18 protein-coding genes and 1 riboswitch are annotated in these 18527 nt (G+C 60.5%); of the genes, 9 read left to right on the forward strand and 9 right to left on the reverse strand.

Annotated features, from left to right (window positions below; genetic code table 11):
* Window positions 1-64: 64 nt before the first annotated feature.
* The 3 genes from BN1117_RS12295 to BN1117_RS12305 all read right to left on the reverse strand — a co-directional run bounded on the left by BN1117_RS12295 (window position 65) and on the right by BN1117_RS12305 (window position 3791).
* On the reverse strand, window positions 65-1726 hold the full coding sequence (locus tag BN1117_RS12295) for a response regulator (RefSeq protein WP_040097756.1): 1662 nt from the start codon (window positions 1724-1726) through the stop codon (window positions 65-67).
* A gap of 166 nt (window positions 1727-1892) precedes the next feature.
* Window positions 1893-2360: a hypothetical protein gene (locus tag BN1117_RS12300; protein WP_040097758.1), complete on the reverse strand. Its 468-nt coding sequence runs from the start codon at window positions 2358-2360 to the stop codon at window positions 1893-1895.
* Between the two features lie 54 nt (window positions 2361-2414).
* Window positions 2415-3791: an aminotransferase-like domain-containing protein gene (locus BN1117_RS12305; RefSeq protein ID WP_040097760.1), complete on the reverse strand. Its 1377-nt coding sequence runs from the start codon at window positions 3789-3791 to the stop codon at window positions 2415-2417.
* A 116-nt stretch (window positions 3792-3907) separates the two neighbouring features.
* On the opposite strand from BN1117_RS12305, the gene BN1117_RS12310 reads away from it, so the two are divergent.
* The 8 genes from BN1117_RS12310 (at window position 3908) to BN1117_RS12345 (ending at window position 11980) form a co-directional block, all read left to right on the forward strand.
* Entirely contained in the window at window positions 3908-4504 is a 597-nt protein-coding gene (locus BN1117_RS12310) for a LysE family translocator (protein ID WP_040097762.1), read from the forward strand.
* Window positions 4505-4628: 124 nt separating this feature from the next.
* Window positions 4629-5219 carry a LysE family translocator gene (locus BN1117_RS12315; protein WP_040097763.1) on the forward strand — a complete coding sequence of 197 codons (591 nt, stop codon included), beginning with the start codon at window positions 4629-4631 and terminating at the stop codon, window positions 5217-5219.
* 126 nt (window positions 5220-5345) lie between these two features.
* Window positions 5346-6044 (forward strand): aspartate/glutamate racemase family protein, encoded by a 699-nt coding sequence (locus BN1117_RS12320; protein ID WP_040097765.1) that lies wholly within the window; start codon window positions 5346-5348, stop codon window positions 6042-6044.
* A gap of 130 nt (window positions 6045-6174) precedes the next feature.
* Complete coding sequence (locus BN1117_RS12325; RefSeq protein ID WP_040097767.1) at window positions 6175-7281, forward strand: 1-acyl-sn-glycerol-3-phosphate acyltransferase; 1107 nt, start codon at window positions 6175-6177, stop codon at window positions 7279-7281.
* Between the two features lie 314 nt (window positions 7282-7595).
* On the forward strand, window positions 7596-8066 hold the full coding sequence (locus BN1117_RS12330; protein ID WP_040097769.1) for a NanQ anomerase/TabA/YiaL family protein: 471 nt from the start codon (window positions 7596-7598) through the stop codon (window positions 8064-8066).
* Between the two features lie 217 nt (window positions 8067-8283).
* A complete protein-coding gene (locus tag BN1117_RS12335) occupies window positions 8284-9483 on the forward strand; it encodes an acetate kinase (RefSeq protein ID WP_040097771.1) in 1200 nt (399 codons plus the stop codon).
* A 143-nt stretch (window positions 9484-9626) separates the two neighbouring features.
* Window positions 9627-10868: a mechanosensitive ion channel family protein gene (locus BN1117_RS12340; protein WP_040097773.1), complete on the forward strand. Its 1242-nt coding sequence runs from the start codon at window positions 9627-9629 to the stop codon at window positions 10866-10868.
* Window positions 10869-11053: 185 nt separating this feature from the next.
* Complete coding sequence (locus BN1117_RS12345) at window positions 11054-11980, forward strand: L,D-transpeptidase family protein (protein ID WP_040097775.1); 927 nt, start codon at window positions 11054-11056, stop codon at window positions 11978-11980.
* A gap of 315 nt (window positions 11981-12295) precedes the next feature.
* Here BN1117_RS12345 and BN1117_RS12350 read toward each other — a convergent pair whose 3' ends face one another.
* From BN1117_RS12350 to thiB, 4 genes are all read right to left on the reverse strand, one after another.
* Complete coding sequence (locus BN1117_RS12350; RefSeq protein WP_040097777.1) at window positions 12296-12796, reverse strand: YfbU family protein; 501 nt, start codon at window positions 12794-12796, stop codon at window positions 12296-12298.
* Between the two features lie 141 nt (window positions 12797-12937).
* The gene (gene thiQ / locus BN1117_RS12355) at window positions 12938-13645 is read right to left on the reverse strand and encodes a thiamine ABC transporter ATP-binding protein (RefSeq protein ID WP_040097779.1); all 708 of its coding nucleotides are present in this window, start codon (window positions 13643-13645) and stop codon (window positions 12938-12940) included.
* A 72-nt stretch (window positions 13646-13717) separates the two neighbouring features.
* A complete protein-coding gene (gene thiP / locus BN1117_RS12360; RefSeq protein ID WP_040097780.1) occupies window positions 13718-15340 on the reverse strand; it encodes a thiamine/thiamine pyrophosphate ABC transporter permease in 1623 nt (540 codons plus the stop codon).
* Entirely contained in the window at window positions 15337-16317 is a 981-nt protein-coding gene (gene thiB / locus BN1117_RS12365) for a thiamine ABC transporter substrate binding subunit (protein WP_040097782.1), read from the reverse strand. The genes thiP and thiB overlap by 4 nt, the downstream gene beginning before the upstream one ends.
* A gap of 60 nt (window positions 16318-16377) precedes the next feature.
* A riboswitch (TPP riboswitch) is annotated at window positions 16378-16468 on the reverse strand.
* A gap of 89 nt (window positions 16469-16557) precedes the next feature.
* Between thiB and BN1117_RS12370 the strand changes: the two genes are divergently transcribed.
* On the forward strand, window positions 16558-16848 hold the full coding sequence (locus BN1117_RS12370; RefSeq protein ID WP_040097784.1) for a PilZ domain-containing protein: 291 nt from the start codon (window positions 16558-16560) through the stop codon (window positions 16846-16848).
* Window positions 16849-16880: 32 nt separating this feature from the next.
* Here the strand turns inward: BN1117_RS12370 and BN1117_RS12375 are convergent, their stop codons facing one another.
* Together BN1117_RS12375 and leuD are read right to left on the reverse strand one after the other, a co-directional pair.
* Complete coding sequence (locus BN1117_RS12375) at window positions 16881-17810, reverse strand: hypothetical protein (RefSeq protein ID WP_040097786.1); 930 nt, start codon at window positions 17808-17810, stop codon at window positions 16881-16883.
* A gap of 117 nt (window positions 17811-17927) precedes the next feature.
* Complete coding sequence (leuD, locus tag BN1117_RS12380; RefSeq protein ID WP_005341195.1) at window positions 17928-18527, reverse strand: 3-isopropylmalate dehydratase small subunit; 600 nt, start codon at window positions 18525-18527, stop codon at window positions 17928-17930.

Raw genomic sequence — 18527 nt, forward strand, 5'->3', positions numbered from 1 at the left:
CTCCCCTCTCTCTATTTCGTTCCATCTCGGCGCGGCCGCCGATGCCGCTTTTCCCCCTGTGTGATCATGACTCCGGGCGCCTTTCGACCGGGCTGGAGGGGCCGCTGCCCGGGAGGTGCGGCTGCAAATGGGTGCGGATCTCCTGCAGGGTTCGTTGGTACTGCTGGGCATGTTGAGCCTGAAAGGCGGGGCTGTGCTTGAGGCGTCGCTCCAGGGTGTCAACCAGCAGCGCCACCTTGGGTGCCGCCATACCTGCCGGCCAGCAGTGTTGCAGCAACGTCAGCAGTTGCCAGGCATCGCCGGGCAGGGCGGGAAACTCCTCCAGCAACTGCAAGCCAGCTTGCAGGGCGGTCTGATACTGGTTGCTCTGCATCGCCTTGTGACGCAGCTGGCGTAGCTCGTTCAGGCGCAGCTCTCTGCTGGTCAGGCGGCGGTCCAGCTCGGCCACCAGATGGTGGAACAACTGGCGGGTGAGCGGGTGAGGGACTGTTTTGGCTCGATACTGGGCCAACTGGGCCAGGTAGCGTCGGGCGTGATGGGGCAGACCGCAGAACTGGCTAACCGCAAAGCCGAGCAGCAGGGCGAGATGGTGGTTGCTCGCGTCGCCCGGCTGGTGATGGGCAATCATGATCAGCGCCTCGTCAAAGCGGTACTCCAATCCCTTCATCAATGCCTCCAGCAACCCATATTCGTGAGGTTCCAGTATGGTGGTGTGCTTGAGGTGATCCCACTCTTGCTGCAAGGCGCGGATCCGTTTGCTGGCGGGGGCGTGCCATAGCACTGCCAGACTGGCATTGAGCATGAAGCCATCAATTGTTTGCCTGTTCCGCTGCTCGCCGAAGTGACGCAGGGTCAGGCTGCAGGCCTGTTCCAGTACTTTCTTGTCATCCTGCTGCACCAACCCGAGCAACATGGCCAGTTGATGCCAGCGGGGCTGGTAGGGAGACAGTTGCTGTAGCTCCGTCATGGTCTCCCAAGCGGCATGCCAGTGTTGCTGGTATAGCTGGCTAGCGAGTCGCAGCTCCAGGCGCAGGGGGGCGGGCAGATTGGCCTGATGGCGTTGCAAGTCGGTGAGTGCGCTCTGTAGTTTGCCCAGCCTGAGCATGGCGTAGAACAATCCGGCGCGTGGCCAGCTTGCCAGATACTCGTTGGCACAGAGGGCATAGTGTTGGGCGGTGGCGACCTCATCGGTTGACTGCAGTAGCAGGTAACCCTTGAGCCGATCCAGCCAGGGGGTCAGCGAGCGATTCTCCCGTTGGAACAGCAGATCCTCGCACAAGGCGGTGGCCAGTGACCATTCACGCAACCAGATGGGGGTGGCCAGAGAGCCGGTCAGGCTGCTTAACTTCAGCAGCTGGCCGAGCACGACGGCGAGCTGCTGGGTCATAAAGGGGAGCGGCAGATAGAGGGAGAAATAGAGATCCGCGGGGAGAAACTCCTGCTCGTTCTGGTCAGCATCCAGCAATAACAGTACGCAAGCAGGTTGCAACAGTTCGAGATAGTGAGCTTCGTGTAACAGTCGAATCCCTTCGCGTCCTTGTTGCCGGTTCTGTTGGCAGATAATGGCATCGAATGGCTGTTGTTGCAGCCGCGCGAGCAGGCCGCCAGGTTCGTGACACGGATGGCTGTGGTAGTGGATCCGGTCGGCGGGGACCCCTAGTGCCGTCAGTTGTCGGGTGATGGTGCTACGGAGTAGGGGGTCCTCTTCGATAAGCAGTATCGTCATGCAGGTACTTCCTGTGAGCAAACCATTAGGTTGATTATGTTAGATCCAATGGGAACATAGGTGTAGCACTTGCTGAATGAAAAGTTCACAGTAGCCAGCAGGGAGGGGTTGGGGCAATATAAGTAGTTATTTCAATCCTTTATGCCATATCTCAGGCTGCTGCCTGTTATTGCCGAGGGCGGGCCTGCGCCCCGAAAAGGCAGTCGCTCTGGCGGATCAGCCGCGACCCCGTGCCCTGTTCCCCCTGCCAGCTCAATTCCAACTTGCCGAGGCGACCCAGGTGGCGCAGCTCGAACTCGTAGCGCTGGCAGAGGTTGTCCTGGGGCAGACTCGCCATCCCCGCTGGCAGGCGGTATTGATAGCGCAGAAGTGGCCCATCCTCCAGTTTGCTGGCCACCGGCACCAGCCCCTCTGGGGTGGGGGACGGAGCCTTCAGATAACGGCGCAGACTGAGCGGCGTATCGATCGCCTTTTGATAGTGCAGGGCGTTCATCGCCGCCAACTCCTCTTCCAGCCGATGTAGCTCCCCTTCCAGTCCATTGAGCGCGGCCCCCAGCTGCTGGTGGGTCGTTGACGAGGCGCAGCCACCCAACAACAGGGTGGCAAGCAGCAGGGCGGCTCTGATGGGGGGCACGGCATCTCCTTGGCGATAACGATGAAGCGTGAAGGTCAGGTCGGCTGGCCCTGACTATAGCAGGGGGTTGCTCGGGGGCGTCCCCTGCAGCAGTTGTGCCAGGCGGGCCAGTCCTTCGCCGACCCGGGCGTCGGTGGCGGGCTGGCTCAGGCTCAGGCGCACCCCTTGTGGCGCGGCAAACTGACCGGCGGCGAAGTGTTCCCCGCTCGCCACGCCAACGTCAAGGGCATCGGCGGCGGCAGCAAACTGCTGGCTGCGCCAGGGCTCCGGCAGCGGCAACCAGGCGTGCATACTGCCCGGCTGCCAGCGGGCGGCGGGCAGCAGGTGGCGCAGCAGTTCACCACGGCGTTTGAGGATCTCCCGCTGCTGCTCGACCAGCGGCATGATCTGGCGCTGACTGACCATTTTGCAGGCGAGCTCGATCAGCAGCGGGCTTACCATCCAGCTCGACAGTCGCATGGTCTGGGCGAAGGCGCTGCGCAAGGCGGGGGGCGTCAGTACGAAGCCCACCCGCAGGCCGCCGCAGGCGATCTTGGCCAGACTGCCCAGATAGATGACCCGCTCCGGCGCCAGATTGACCAGAGGGATCACAGGTTGCTGGGGCAGCAGGCCGTTGACGTCATCCTCGATGATCAGCAGATCGTGGCGACGGGCGATGGCGACGATGGCCTCCCGCCGCGCCGGGCTCATGGTGGCGGTGGTGGGGTTCTGCAGGGTCGGCGTGAGGTAGAGCAGCTTGGCCCGGCGGGTGCGGCAGGCGGCGTCCAGCGCCTCGGGCAGCAGCCCCTCCTCGTCCATCGCCAGCCCCACCACCTGATTCTTCAGTTGGCGTGCGTTACCCAGCATACCGGGGTAGCTCAGCCCTTCGCACAGGATGGTCTCCCCCACGCAATTGGTCGCCAGCAGCGCCAGCATGATGCCGTGCTGGGCGCCGTGGCTGAACAGCAGGCGATCCTCACTGCAGGCCACCCCTTGCTCCGTTAACCAGTCGACAAACTGCTGGCGCTGATCCGGCCGGCCCGCCTCCTTGTCATAGCCGAGCAGGGCGTTGAGATCCCCGTCCGCCACTTCCCCCAACATGGGGCGAATGATGGCCGCCCGATCCAGCTGCACCGGCAGGTTCTGCCACAGCTCGATGCGGTGCCCCTCCTCCTGGCGGATCACCCACTCATTGGCGGGGTCTGTGTTCGCTCCCTTGACCCAGGTGCCGTGCCCCACCCGGGCGGCCAGCAGCCCGCGCCGCTCCGCCTCGCTGTAGGCGCGGGTGACTGTGCCGACGGTGACCCCCAGACGATCCGCCAGGGATCTGTGGGTAGGCAATCGGGTCTGCGGTGGCAGCTCGCCATTCGCGATCCCCTGTTCGATCGCTTTGACCAGCTTGAGGTAGAGGGGTCCATCGAAGGCCGCAAGGTCGGGCGTCCAGATTGTCATGGTGACAATAAATCCATTGATCCAAAATTGTTGTCAATATAGCGTGATTTTCAGCCTGTTCACAACCAATCAATGTACATTGTATCGATACAATGTGACAAGTAAGGAGTCAAAATATGACGATGGAGTGGTATGTCACCCTGTTCGGTTTTGCTGTACTCACCTGCGGTACGCCGGGGCCCAACAACCTGATGTTGACGGCTTCCGGTGCCAACTTCGGGGTGCGTCGCACTCTGCCACATCTGCTCGGAGTGGGGCTGGGGCAGCCGGTGTTGCAACTGGTACTGGCGCTGGGGCTCTATCCACTGTTTGAGCGCTGGCCCCTGCTGCGGCTCGGTTTGCAGATCTTCGGCAGCCTCTATCTGCTCTGGCTGGCGTGGCGTATCGCGGTGGCCGGTGCGCCCAGTGATCCGGCCCGCCGGGCCCGTCCGCTGACCCTGCTGGAGGGGTTGGGCTTTCAGTTTCTCAATCCCAAGGCGTGGATGATGGGGATCTCCGCCATCAGTCTGTTCAGCCTGCCCGGCGCCAGTTACTGGTCTAGTCAGCTGGCAGTGATGGTCATGTTTGCGCTGGTGGCCCTGCCGGTCTGCTTTGTCTGGGTACTGTTCGGCCATCAGCTGAGCAACTGGATCAGCTCGGATCGGGGCTGGCGGCGACTCAACGGTTCTCTCGGCCTGCTGACGGCGCTCTGTGTGGTGATGCTCTGGTATTGAGCCGTGTTGCGCTGATGGGCGAGGGGCCGATAAAGAGGCATTTCTGACTTGTCGCCACGGGGTTGGCTCTGCATATTAGAAGGCTTTCCCCATAACGGGGGCGTTGCATCGACAAGAGGTTGAGATGGATCTGAACTGGTTACTGCCCCTGGCGGGGTTTGCCCTGGTTACCTGCGGTACGCCGGGCCCCAACAACATGCTGCTCACCAGTGCCGGTGCCGCCCAGGGCTTTCGCCGCACGATTCCCCTGTTGGTGGGGGTGGTGGGGGGGATCAATCTGATGATCCTCGCCACCGCGCTGGGGCTTGGCGTGGTGTTCGAGCAGGTGCCGCTGCTGCACGATGGCCTCAAGATCATCGGTTCGGCGTATCTGCTCTGGCTAGCGTGGAAGGTGGCGACCGCCAGCGGCCCGGCCGAGGGCACACGACCGCTCATTCCCGCCCATCAGGGGGCCATGCTGCAACTGCTCAACCCCAAGGCATGGATGATGGCGCTCTCCGCCATCAGCGGCTTCACCCTGGCCGGGGAGGGCTACTGGCCCTCCGCGCTCTGGGTGCTGGTGATCTTCTTTATTACCGGCCTCTATACCGGGGCGTTCTGGGTGCTTTTTGGTGCCCAGGTGCGGCAAATCATCCGCACCGCCCGAGGCTGGCGGCGTTTCAATCTTGGCATGGGGCTGGCGACAGCCGCCTGTGTCGGGATGATCTGGATTTAGCCCGGGGTTGACCCGGGCCTTTACCGGCTGTCTTGTTGGCCCTGCGGGGCCTTTTTTGTCTCGCTCCCGTGACCTTGCCTGCAAGGTGGCGTGGTTCTGCCCTCCCTTGGGATGAAAGGAGTTCCTATGAAATGTATCGGTCTGCTGGGTGGCATGAGCTGGGAGTCCACCGTCAGTTACTATCAGGCGCTCAACCGCGGGGTGCGGGCGCAGCTCGGTGGTTTGCACTCGGCGCGGGTGCTGCTCAATAGCGTCGACTTTGCCGCTATCGAGCGGCTGCAGCATGCCGGTGACTGGCCCGCTACCGCCCGTCTGCTGGCAGCGGAGGCGCGCAAGTTGCAAGATGGCGGCGCCGATTTCTTGCTGATCGGCACCAACACCATGCACAAGGTCGCCCCCGAGATTGAGGCGGCCATCGATATCCCGCTGCTCCATATCGCCGATGCCACCGCCGCCAAACTGCAGGCGGACGGGATAACCCGGGTCGGCCTGCTCGGCACCCGCTTCACCATGGAGCAGGCGTTCTACAAGGGGCGTTTGCAGGATCGCTTCGGGTTGGCGGTGCTGGTACCCGATGAGGCCGGGCGGGAGCGGGTGCACAGAATCATCTATGACGAGCTCTGTCTGGGGGAGATCCGCGCATCGTCGCGGGCCGAGTATCTGGCCATTATCGCGGGGCTGGCGGCCGCGGGGGCCGAGGCGGTGATCCTTGGCTGTACCGAGATTGCCCTGCTGGTGGGGGATGCCCGGGCGGCCGTGCCGCTCTACGACACCACAGCTATCCATGCCGAGGCGGCGGTCGCGCTGGCGCTGGCTTCTGATTAATTAACTGGTCAGATCTCACTATTCATGGTTGTCGCATACCCCTTGCCATAAAAGCGTGTAAAATTGCGCCCTGAATTTTCCCCAGCCAACGCGGGTTGGCTGCGGTTTCCTAGCATGCAAGGCTGACATTGTGACTGAAGTAGATAGATTCGCGGATATTCGCCCCTACCGCGATGAAGAAGTGCCGGCAGCTATCGAACGGCTGATCCAGGATGATGAATTTATCGGCGCCATCGCCAAGTATCGTTTCGGTTCCCTGATGAGCTGGCTGGGTTGGGCCATTCGCCCGATGATCCGCCTGTTCCTGCGCCGTAAATGGTCAAAAGTGACCACTGTGCATCAGGTCCAGATGGGGGTCACCCGCTACATGTCGCGGATGATCGCCACCTCCACCCAGGGGGTGACCTTCTCCGGGATCGAGCATCTGAAGAAAGAGCAGGGCTATCTGTTTGTCTCCAACCACAGAGATATCGCCATGGATCCGGCGTTCGTCAACTGGGGGCTGCACACTCACGGTTTCGATACCGTGCGCATCGCCATCGGTGACAACCTGCTGCGCAAACCCTGCGCCACCGAGCTGATGAAGCTCAACAAGAGCTTTATCGTCAAACGCTCCGCCAAGGGGCCGCGGGAGATGATGAAGGCGCTCGGCGAGCTGTCTGCCTATATCGGCAATTCGGTTCACGAAGGTCACTCCATCTGGATCGCCCAGAAGGAGGGGCGCGCCAAGAATGGCGATGACAAGACAGATCCCGCTATCCTCAAGATGTTCTACGTCGACGGCAAGAAGCAGAAGATCGACTTCGTCGACTACATGCGCAGCCTCAATATCGTACCGGTCAGCATCAGCTACGAGTTGGACCCCACCGACAAGGCCAAGGCGCGGGAGCTCTACGAGAAGTCGGTTAACGGCAGCTACGAGAAGGGCGAGTTCGAGGATATCGAGAGTATCGTCGCCGGTATTGTTGGTCAGAAAGGGCGAGTACACGTCTCCTTCGGCGCCCCCATCACCGAGGGTTTCAGCGATCCGGACGAACTGGCCGCGCTGATCGACAAGGCGATCTGGAGCAGCTACCACCTCTTCCCCAGCAACTATCTGGCGGCAGATCTCTCTGGCAAGGCCAATACCATCGAGCAGGCTGCCTTCCTGACCCGTCAGTCGGAAGTGCCGGAAGAGCACAAGGCGATCTGGCGAGCCATGTACGCCAAACCGGTGGAAAACGCCAAAAAGTCTTAAATGAAACCGGTTGTTAAACGGTTTTGCGAAAAAAACGGGCGCTGATGCGCCCGTTTTTGCGTCTGGTCAAAGTCGATGGTGAAAGGGTGGTGAATAATATGGTTTCAGCTGGTACGATCACTGTGAAAATGGGGTTATGCCCCTTGGCAAGGTGCTGGCGAGTATGTAACAGTGCCCCCATAGCTAGACATGAGCAAAAGCTCTAAGCCAGTTTGCACGGATTGCAGACGGCATTATCAAAGGACCTGTAACAGGTCCTTTTTCATTGGCGGGCAAAGATGCCGCCCAGATATACCTAACAGGAAACAGACGCCATGATCATCGGTAGCCTGAACACCCTGCAGCGGACGCCGCTGCCCGCGCCGCTGGCCCGCATCATGGCCGAGGTGGTGAAGAGCGTGGCTCACTGGGGTGACGCTCCGCTCGGCAAGACCGAGATCGATGGCCTCAACCTGTTCTGTCTGGTGAGCGAGGATCTGACCGAGCCAGCGGTGGATCGCCGTGGCGAGTTCCATCAGCAGTATCTCGATATCCAGCTGCTGCTGCGCGGTGAAGAGTGGATAGGTGTGGGCCCCCACGACTACGTGAGCGATGGCGCCGACCATCCCCATCCCGACCTCTGGTTTGTCGATGACGAGCAGACCAGCTATCTGGCGCTGCAACCGGGGGATTTTGCCATCTTCTGGCCGGGCGAGCTGCATCGCCCGCTCTGTACCTTCAACCAGCCCGCCAGGGTGAAGAAGCTGGTGGTCAAGGTGCACAAAGATCTGCTGGTCATCGCCTGAGCATTCCCCTTGAGGCGAGCCATACTTGGCTGATGCGTTAAGACGCTAAAGAATTGAAACGCGTGTGATGTGCACCTGGAGTACGGTGCGACTCGCAAGAATTAAAAAATTGGGCGCGCCCTCCTGCGACCATAAGCCCCCGGCAGGGGAATCCCATCCTCTTTTTGGATGACACGACACTGTCGGCATAAAGCCGAAGCACAGGAAGATGTAGAAAATGAGCAAGTTGGTACTGATCCTTAACTGCGGTAGCTCTTCCCTGAAATTTGCCGTAATGGACGCCGAAACAGGCGAGGACATGCTGTCCGGCCTGGCCGAATGCTTCAATCTGGATGATGCACGTATTAAATGGAAACTCCACGGGGTCAAAGGCGAAGCCATGCTGGGTGCGGGTGCCGCGCACCAGGAGGCCCTCGACCATATCGTGGGCCACATCTTGGCGCAGGATCCGACCCTGGCCGAGCAACTGGTGGCTATCGGTCACCGCATCGTACACGGTGGCGAGCAGTTCTCCCGCTCTGTGCGCATCGATGACGGCGTGATCGCCGGTATCGAGGCTGCTATCCCGTTCGCCCCGCTGCACAACCCGGCTCACCTCATCGGTATTCGTGCGGCGTTGAAAGTGTTTCCGCAACTGGCTGACAAGAACGTGGCCGTGTTCGACACTGCATTCCACCAGACTCTGCCAGAAGAGGCTTACCTCTACGCGTTGCCCTACAAGCTTTACAGTGAGCACGGTATCCGTCGTTACGGCGCCCACGGCACTTCTCACCGCTATATCGCAGAAGAAGCCGCCAAAGAGCTGGGCAAGCCGCTCAATGAACTGAACATCATCAACTGCCACCTGGGTAACGGTGCTTCCGTTTGTGCCATCAAGAACGGCGAATCTGTTGATACCTCCATGGGTCTGACTCCGCTGGAAGGTCTGGCGATGGGTACCCGCTCCGGTGATATCGATCCGGCGGTGGTCTTCTTCATGCACGACCAGCTCGGTTACAGCGTGGAGCAGATCAACCACACCCTGACCCGTGAGTCCGGTCTGCTGGGGATGACTGAGGCGAGCAGCGACTGCCGCTACGTCACCACCAACTACGCCACCGATGCCGGTGCCAAGCGTGCGCTGGATGTCTTCACCTACCGTGTCGCCAAGTATGTTGGCGCCTATGCCGCTGCGATGGATGGTCGTCTGGACGCCATTGTCTTCACCGGTGGTATCGGTGAGAACGCCGCCATGGTGCGCGAGATGGTGCTGGCACGTCTGGCCCTGTTCGGCTTCAAGGTGGACAAAGAGGCCAACAACGCCGCGGTACTGGGTGGCGAAGGTCGCATCACCACTGCCGACAGCCGTTGTGCCATGGTGATCCCGACCAACGAAGAGCTGGTCATCGCTCGCGATGCCCTGAGCCTGGTCTGCTAAGTCAGCCTTGCTTTGAAACAACGCCCGGCCTGTGCCGGGCGTTGTCGTTTCTGGCGCCTACCGATTTGACATGGGGGAGGGGAGCGGTACCCTGACCACCACTGTTTTTGCAGCCAGTGGGCTGCCCGGTTCGGGAGAGTGTAATGAAAGAGGCATTTTTTAGCTGGTTGTCTGGCCTTGGTGTGGAGGTGACCAGCATGATGGCGCTGGTGATCGCGCTGAGCTTTATCGTCATCACCTCGCTGGTGCTGCACATGGTGTTGCATCGGGTGCTGCTGGTCAGGCTGGTGGGGATCCTCGGCAAGGCCAAGCAGGTGTGGCTGCCGCCTCAGTTGCAACAGCGTCTCTTCAACCGGCTCGCCTTTGTGCTGCAGGGGGCCGTGCTGCTCGGTCAGGCGGAGATCTGGCTGCCCCGTCAATCAGATAGCCTCAAGCTTATCGAGATGGTGGCCCAGCTCTGGATTTTGCTGTTCCTGCTGCTGGCCTTCTTCGCCCTGCTCGACTGCGTTTTATCGGTGAGCCGTTACACCCGCCTTGGTCGGGACCTGCCCCTGCGCGGCATCTTCCAGGGGGCCAAGCTGGTAGGCAGCATTCTGGTGGGCATCCTGATGATCGCCCTGCTGCTCGGCAAGTCACCGCTGTTCCTGTTCAGCGGTCTGGGTGCCATGACGGCGGTGCTGATGCTGGTGTTCAAGGACCCTATCCTCGGGCTGGTGGCGGGGATCCAGCTCTCCGCCAACCGGATGCTGAGTGTCGGTGACTGGTTGCAGATGGACAAGTACGGTGCCGATGGCGAGGTGACCGATATTGGCCTTACCACGGTCAAGGTATCGAATTGGGACAAGACCATCACCACCATTCCCACCTATGCACTCATCTCCGACTCCTTCAAAAACTGGCAGGGGATGACCGAATCGGGTGGCCGCCGCATCAAACGCAGCATTAATATCGATATGACCAGTGTGCGTTTTCTGACTGCGGACGAGTTGTTGCAGCTCAAGCAGGCACAACTGCTGGCGCCTTATCTCACCCGCAAGGAGCAGGAGCTGAGCAGTTACAACCTGCAATTGAGCGATGCCTTGAGCTGCGCCATCAATGGTCGCCACCTCACCAACCTCGGCACCTTGCGTGCCTATCTGGATGCCTATTTGCGGGCCCATACCGGCATTCGCAAGGATATGACCCTGATGGTGCGTCAACTGGCCCCTTCGGATCAGGGATTGCCACTGGAAATTTACTGCTTCACCGCCACCACCGCCTGGGCCGAATACGAAGGGATCCAGGCCGATATTTTCGACCATATATGCGCTGTCATTGAGCAATTTCATCTGAGGTTGCATCAATCTCCCACCGGTTACGATATGCGAGCCTGGCAACGGGCATAAACGGAGAGAACGAGCAGGTCGATGATGCGAAAAACCGTATATTAATCATCGACCTGTTGCTACTTGTCAGTTGAAATTTAGCCAGTAGAGGAGAAAAATGGCGGCTTTCTCTTCGCGCCCCTGATCCCAGCTTGATCAGCTGCCAGCCCAGAGAGATCACTTCAAGTCATCATCATGGGAAAGTTATGAAGCTCCTTCGCAATTGTGTGGCAACCCTCTGCTACAGCCTGCTGCTGACCGCTGCGCCGGTTTTCGCGGTTGAATATGCTCTGCCTGCGGCCAACAGTCGTCTGGTAGGGGAAAATCTGGAATACGTGGTGCCGGCCGAAGAGAATGGTAGGCCGCTGGAGGCCATTGCGGCCAAATTCCAGCTAGGGCTGACCAACATGACCGAAGCCAACCCGGATGCGGATCCCCTGTTGGTCCAAACCGGAGACAAGCTGGTGATCCCCCAGCAACTTATCCTGCCGGATGCACCCCGTGAAGGGATCGTGTTGAACGTGGCCGAGATGCGCCTCTACTACTACCCCAAGGGTAAAAAAGTGGTGGAAGTGCTGCCCATCGGCATCGGCCAGCTCGGCACCGACACCCCGGAAAACTGGGTCACCAGCGTGCAGCGCAAGAAGGCGGGCCCGACCTGGACCCCGACCGCCAAAATGCATGCCGAATACGCTGCCCGTGGCCAGAGTTTGCCAGCGGTATGGCCAGCCGGTCCGGATAATCCGATGGGCCTCTATGCCCTCTATATCGGCAAGATGTACGCCATCCACGGCACCAATGCCAACTTCGGCATTGGCCTGCGGGTGAGCCACGGTTGCGTGCGTCTGCGCAACGACGACATCGCCTACCTGTTCAAACAGGTGCCGGTCGGTACTCGCGTCCAGTTCGTCAACCAGCCGATCAAGGCTGCGGTGGAGCCCGATGGCGTGCGCTATCTGGAAGTGCACCAGCCGCTGTCGCGCAGCGAGGCCGAGTTTAACTCCAGCTTGCCGGCGCCGCTGCCGATGCCCCCGGCGGTGACCCGCTTCATTGCCCACGCCGACAGCGACTCCCAGCTGGTGAAGCAGGCGCTGGAGCTGCGCAACGGCATGCCGATGGCGATCAATCGTTAAGAGCCGCGTTTCATCATGAAAAAGGGCGAACAGCATGCTGTTCGCCCTTTGTATTTCTGTGTGTGTCGTAACGACCATCGCTCACTGCGTTGGAATGAAGTCAAAGGAGATAGGCTTGTCGATGTTGCAAGGAAGGGCCTTTGGGAACGCGCTCATCGAGCGTGATTATCTCGCTTTCACCCTGCCTGGTTGCGCGTTATCCAGGCAGGGCGCACTCCATTGCCTGGCCATGCAACAACCAAATCAAACCTCGGGAGCGGCGTCCAGAGGTTTGGTGGCAGTCTGACAGCGGCAGTGGTGTGGTCGGTGTGAGGATCAGGCCGCCAGTACCTTGCGGATCTCCTGGATGGAGAGCTTGTATTGACGTGGACACTGACGCCAGACGGTCAGCATGCGCTGGTACTTGTCGCGCATGGCGATGTCGCTGGAGAGCTCGTCACACGGGCATTTGAGCTCGGGGAAGCGCTTGTCCACCTCCAGCAGGAAGCAGACGTAGTCGGCCAGCTCCCGCTCCTGACTGCGGCTGTAGCCGTTGAACTCCAGCCGACTGGCATTGATATCGCTCTGATCGGCTGCGTCCAGGTTGCCCCAAGAGATAGCCAGCGCATGGTGCAGCTCCAGTGTGTCGATCACCTCCTGGCAGGTTGCCAGATCCAGATGGCCGAAGCTCTTTTCGAGTTCGAGGATCTGCAGGCAGTAACCGCGCTCGATAATGGTGCTCGCCCGCTGGTAAAACGCTGCCTGATCCGGATTGAGTTTGGCCAGGATCTCGTACTGGTTACTCAGGATCAAACGCTCGGTGTTGCTCATGTTCATGGGATATCTCGCTGGAAGATGATTCTGGGGTCACGTTAACCCATATATAAAATGAATTTTTTGATCTGGGCGGGGGAGTTGGTGAGAAAAAGCGGTTGGCAAGGGGCGGCTAACCTGACCTTTTTTGATGTGGCTATCCCGTTATGAGATATGGGTGCGTCCCAGGTAGCGCAGCAAGCCGGGATGATCGCCGTGTTGCAGGATGTCGGGTTTACCTTGCAGGGCGATCCGCCCCTCGTCGACGAACAGCACCTGATCGGCAATCAGCTGGGCATCTTCCGGGTTATGGGAAACCATCAACACAGTGATGGCCTGTTCGCAGGCGAGGCGCGCCACTTCGGCCAGCATCTCCCGGCGCAGGGCGGGATCGAGGGCCGAGAAGGGCTCATCCAGCAGCAGCAGCGGTTTGCCCCGCACCAGCGCCCGGGCCAGCCCGACCCGCTGTTGCTGGCCGCCGGAGAGCTGTTCAGGCAGGCGGTTTAGCATCTCGCCAAGACCAACCCGCCCGGCAGCATCGATCACCTGTGCCCGCTGGGCGGCGCTCAGGCGCAGACCCGGGTGCAAGCCGATGGCGATGTTGTCGAACACCGACAGGTGCAGGAAGAGGTTGTGATCCTGAAACAGGGTGGTGACTGGTCGCTCGGCCGGGCCTAGCGGCAGCAGATCTTCGCCATCGAAGCTGAGGCTGCCTGACTCCACCGGCACGAAACCGGCGATCATCCCGAGCAGGGTCGATTTGCCCGCGCCGCTTGGGCCAATCAGCGCGGTGATCTCGCCCTTGGTCAGGGTCGCGCTGAAGCTGACGCGCCAGTCGGGGTAGCTGGTCACCAGCGTATCAATGTTCAGCATGTTTTCCTCCTCAACGGATCTCTTTGACCAGCCACAGAAACGCTAGCGCAGGGCCATAAGGTTTTTTGTAGGTTAATGATGCTCGCCATGTTTTCCGCCGAGCCCCCGCTCCACCAGCCAGAACAGGGAGAAACAGAGGGTAAGCAGCAGCAGGGCGGTAGCGGCCGCATCGGTCAGCCGATAGCTACCGAGCTGTTGATAGAGCAGCCAGGGCAGGGTAGTGAGCTGCTGGCTGCCAAACATGGCGATGGCGCCGAGATCCCCTAGCGAGAGGATCATCGACAGCGCCATTGCCAGTGCCAGCGGGCGACGTAGCAGTGGCCACTCCACCAGCCGCAGGCGATGCAGGCCGCGTACCCCCAGACTGTCTGCCAGCCGATCGTATTGGCGTACCACCAGCTGCATGGGGGCAGAGAGGGTGCGCAGCACATAGGGCAGCGCCATCAGGGCATTGACCAGCACCACCAGCCAGGGGCCGAGGGCAAAGACATCGGCGAACGGCATAAACAGGATAAAGAGACCGGTAGAGAGCACCACCGCCGGGATCATCAGGATCACCGAACCGCTGGCCTCCCACAGGGCCGCAGCCCGCCGCTGGCGGGTGCGCACCTTGAGATGGCGGCTGGTGAGCAACAGACCGCTGCCGAGCAGGGTTGCCAGGGTGCCTGCCGCCAGTGCAATCAGCAGCGACTGGCCGCTCGCCTGCCACAGCTTGCTGGCAGTGAGCGCAGTCAGCAGACCGGGGTGAAGACCGGCCACCACGATGGCCAGCAGTGGTGGCAGAAAAATGGCGAGCCCGATAGCGAGCGAAAGCAGGTCCACCACGGCCGTGCCAGGCTGATGGCGGTCTGGCCGCAGGCAGGGAAGGCGGCGAGTTATCCGACTGGCCGGGCTGCTCTGCAGCTTGTGCTGCAAGATGAGCAGGGCGGCGGTCAGGATCAGCTGCACCAGCGCCAGTCCGCCCGCGGTGGCGAGATCGAAGTCAAAGCGCAGCGCCTGATAGACGGCCACCTCCAGCGTGGTGGATTTCGGCCCGCCCCCAAGCGCCAGCACTGTGGTGAAGCTGGTGAAACAGAGCATAAAGATGAGGTTGGCCAGCCCCGGTAATATGCCACGAATAAGCGGCCACTCCAGCAGCCGGAAGATGTGGGATGAGCGCATACCGAGCTGGCTGGCGAGGCGCCAGCTCGATTCGGGAATGCTCTCCATGCTCTGCAACATCAGGCGTGCCGCCAGTGGCATATTGAAGAAGACGTGTGCCAGCAGGATGCCGAACAGGCCGTAGAGATAATTGCCGGGATCCAGCCCCAGTGAGCGCAACAGTTGCGGTAGCCACCCTTGCTTACCGTGTACCGCTACTATGCCGAAGATGGCGATGATGACCGGCAGCACCAGCGAGAGACCAAACAACTTGATCAGCAGAGTGCGACCAATAAAGCGGCGCCGCGCCAGCGCGCGGGCCACCGGAATGGCCAGCCCGAGACTGAACAGGGTGGAGAGCAGCGCCTGCCAGAGGCTGAACCCCAGCACATGACGCAGATAAGGGTCTGCGAGCAGGGTGCGGGGTGCCAGCGAACCGGCTTGCCACAACAGGGCCGCGAGCGGCCCGAGGGATAACAGCAGGATCAACAGGGTGGCGGCACTGCCCGGCAGCCACCAGAGGGGACGAGCCTGTGGTTTCAGATAACGGCTCACTGGGTGACGGCTTGCAGCCACTCGCGGATCCACCCTTTGCGATTGGCGGCCACCTCATCGCTGCTGAAGGCGAGCGGCTTGGCTACGGTGATCATCTGCTCGAAGCCCTTGGGCAGCGGCGTGTCGATAACCGGATACATCCAGTTGCCGGTCGGGATTTCCTGCTGGAAGGCGGGACTCACCATAAATTGCAGGAACTGGTCAGCCAGCTTCTCCTGTTTGGCGCTCTTCAGCTTGGCGGCCACCTCTACCTGACGGTAGTGACCCTCCTCAAACGCCGCAGCCTGATACTGGGGCTTGTTCTCGGCAATCAGGTGGTAAGCGGGAGAGGTGGTATAGGATAGCACCATATCCGCCTCGCCATCGAGGAACATGCCATACGCTTCGGACCACCCCTTGGTGACCGTGACCGTCTTTTTGGCAAGCGTGGCCCAGGCGGCGGGCGCCTTGTCGCCGTATACCGACTTCATCCACAGCATCAGCCCCTGTCCGGGAGTGGAGGTGCGGGGATCCTGATAGATCACCTTGAGATCGGGCCGCTCAACCAGCTCTTTCAGGCTCTTGGGCGGCTGCTTGAGTTTGTCTTTGTCATAGACAAAGGCGAAGTAGCCGTAGTCATAGGGGACGAAGGTGTCATCCTGCCAGCCACCCGGCACCTTGATGCCATCCAGCTTGGCGGGATGGGGGGCGAACAGGCCGCTCTGCTTGGCTTCACTGATGAGGGCATCATCGAGCCCCAGCACCAGATCGGCCTTGCTGTGCTTGCCCTCCAGTCGCAGCCGGTTGAGGATGGCAACCCCATCCTCAAGGGCCACCAGATTGAGAGTGCAACCACACTCTTTCTCGAAGGCCTGTTTGATCTTGGGTCCCGGCCCCCACTCGGCAGTGAAGGAGCTGTAGGTGTAAACGGTGAGGGTGTCGGCGGCGAAGGCTTGAGCCGAGAGCAGGCTGGTGGTGACCAGCAGCAGGGTCTTCATGGATGGCACTCCCTATTATTTGTTCATAATGAGGTGCCAGCGGATGGAGGCGCAAAAAATGAGCGCCATGCCTCAAATTCCTCCGCCAGCATTATCTGGATCAGGTTCACGGGTATAATCTCAGCGCTAAACCGCACCCCGTTTGAGAAACGAACCGCATTGTATTAACGTTCTTTTGGGTAGACCAGCACAATTGTGCAATACCCACGAGATGACGCTCACCCAATAGAGGATGTTCGCGTGCTTACCAATACTAAGGAAAGGCGTGCCTTTGCACGCATGGTCATCAATGCGCCGGTCACTGTCTATCAGCAGCAACTGGTGCTGGAGGGGATCTGCCGGGATCTCAGTGCCAACGGCATGGGGATTGCTGTCACTGAACACCAGCTCGACATCAATCAGCCCATCCGGGTCAGCCTTGCCACCCATAACAACCTGCTCCCCCCCTTCGAAGCACAGGCTCGTATTATCCGGGTGCTGGAGGAGGAGGAAGGGTTACTGCTGGCGGTAGAATTTTTGCCTCAGGGTTAGTCCTTGCTCTCCCATCGGTAGAGGGGAGGGGATTAGCCTTTATTCTGAACCGGTTGCACACTCAACTGCTTGCTATCGACCAGCGTTTTGCTGGTCGATGCTATTTGGCCCGCAGGCAAGGTGGCGGGGCCAGTGGGTTCGAGCAGCAGGTAGTTCTGCCCCTGCCAGTTGAGGGTCGCATCCCCCGGCTTGGCGGGCAGGTCAACGGCCAGCAGGGCATGGCCGGGGACGAACACCATGGCCTGTTTCAGCTCGGGAAAGAGCTGGGCCAGCATGGCGGCCATCAGGGTTACCTTGCTGTCGCAGTCCCCCCGGTTCTGCTCCAGCACCTGACGGGGCGGGAGGAAGCCCTTGCCCTGTCTTCCATTCAGGCTGTCGAGCTGCTGGTAGGGGATGCTCTGGATAAAGGTAAGCATATGGGCCACGGTCTTCTGGCGCGCTTCCGTTTCGGTGCTGCCCTGCTGCTTGAGCTGTTCGGCCAGCGGAGCGAGTGTGGCACGGCTCTCAAGGGCGATACGCACATGGTCCTGCTTCACCGCCAGCTGCCCGTCAGGGGTGTTGAAGTACTGGAAGTAGTGTTTGGTCAGCCACGCCAGCTCCTCTTTGCTCCGTTGTGACTGCAGGAAGACCATCGCTTCGCGTGCCTTGTCCTGATTGCGGCTTTTCAGATGCAGCTCCAGCGAGGGGCGGGCGAGAGTGAACTGCACCTCGGGGTAGTTCTGGCGCACCTCCCGCAGCAACACCTGCAATACCTCCTCCTGCATTCTCGCAGGGCGATAGGCGATAAGGGGCGGCAGCTTGCTCTGTTCGAGCCGGTAGGTGAGCTGTTGGGATTTGCCTTCGCTATCCTGCCAGCCGACGCTGATCTGGCCGAGGCTGTTGTTGAAACTGGTTTGGCTGGCCCCCGCAGGCAGGGCAAGCAGCAGGGCACAGAGCAGAGGGATTGCCGTCGGTCTCTTCATCATCCTTTCCTGTGGCAGGAGCCAGTTCCGGTGGCCCAAAGTGGGAAGCGTCGCGGACAGTAAAACAGGGAGCCGAAGCTCCCTGTTGATTCTACGCGTTTTTTTGCAACTGGCGCGTTAAATCCAGCTCGGCTGCTTCGCCTCAAAAGCGCTGATGGCGGCCTCGTGCTGCAGGGTCAGACCGATGGCATCCAAGCCGTTGAGCAGGCAGTAACGGCGGAACTCGTCGATCTCGAAACCGAAGCTGAGGCTACCTGCGCGCACCTGATTGGCTTCCAGATCCACCTCGATCTCGATGCCCGGCTGGGCGGCCACCAGCTGGAACAGGGCGTCGACCTCTTCTTCTTTCAGACGAACCGGCACCATGCCATTGTTGATGGCGTTGCCGTAAAAGATATCGGCAAAGCTCGGGGCAATGATGGTCTTGAAGCCGTAGTCCGCCAGCGCCCAGGGGGCGTGCTCGCGGCTTGAGCCGCAGCCGAAGTTCTCGCGGGCCAGCAGGATGCTTGCACCGGCAAATTGCGGCTGGTTCAGTACAAACTCGGGGTTTGGCTGCTGGCCGGCATCGTCCAGAAAGCGCCAGTCGTGGAACAGGTGCTTGCCAAAACCGATACGGTTTACTTTTTGCAAAAACTGCTTGGGAATGATGGCGTCGGTGTCGACGTTGGCGCTGTCGAGGGGGACGACGATCCCTTTGTGTTGCTTGAAGCCTGTCAT

The sequence above is a fragment of the Aeromonas australiensis genome (assembly GCF_000819725.1).
Taxonomy (GTDB): Bacteria; Pseudomonadota; Gammaproteobacteria; order Enterobacterales; family Aeromonadaceae; genus Aeromonas; species Aeromonas australiensis.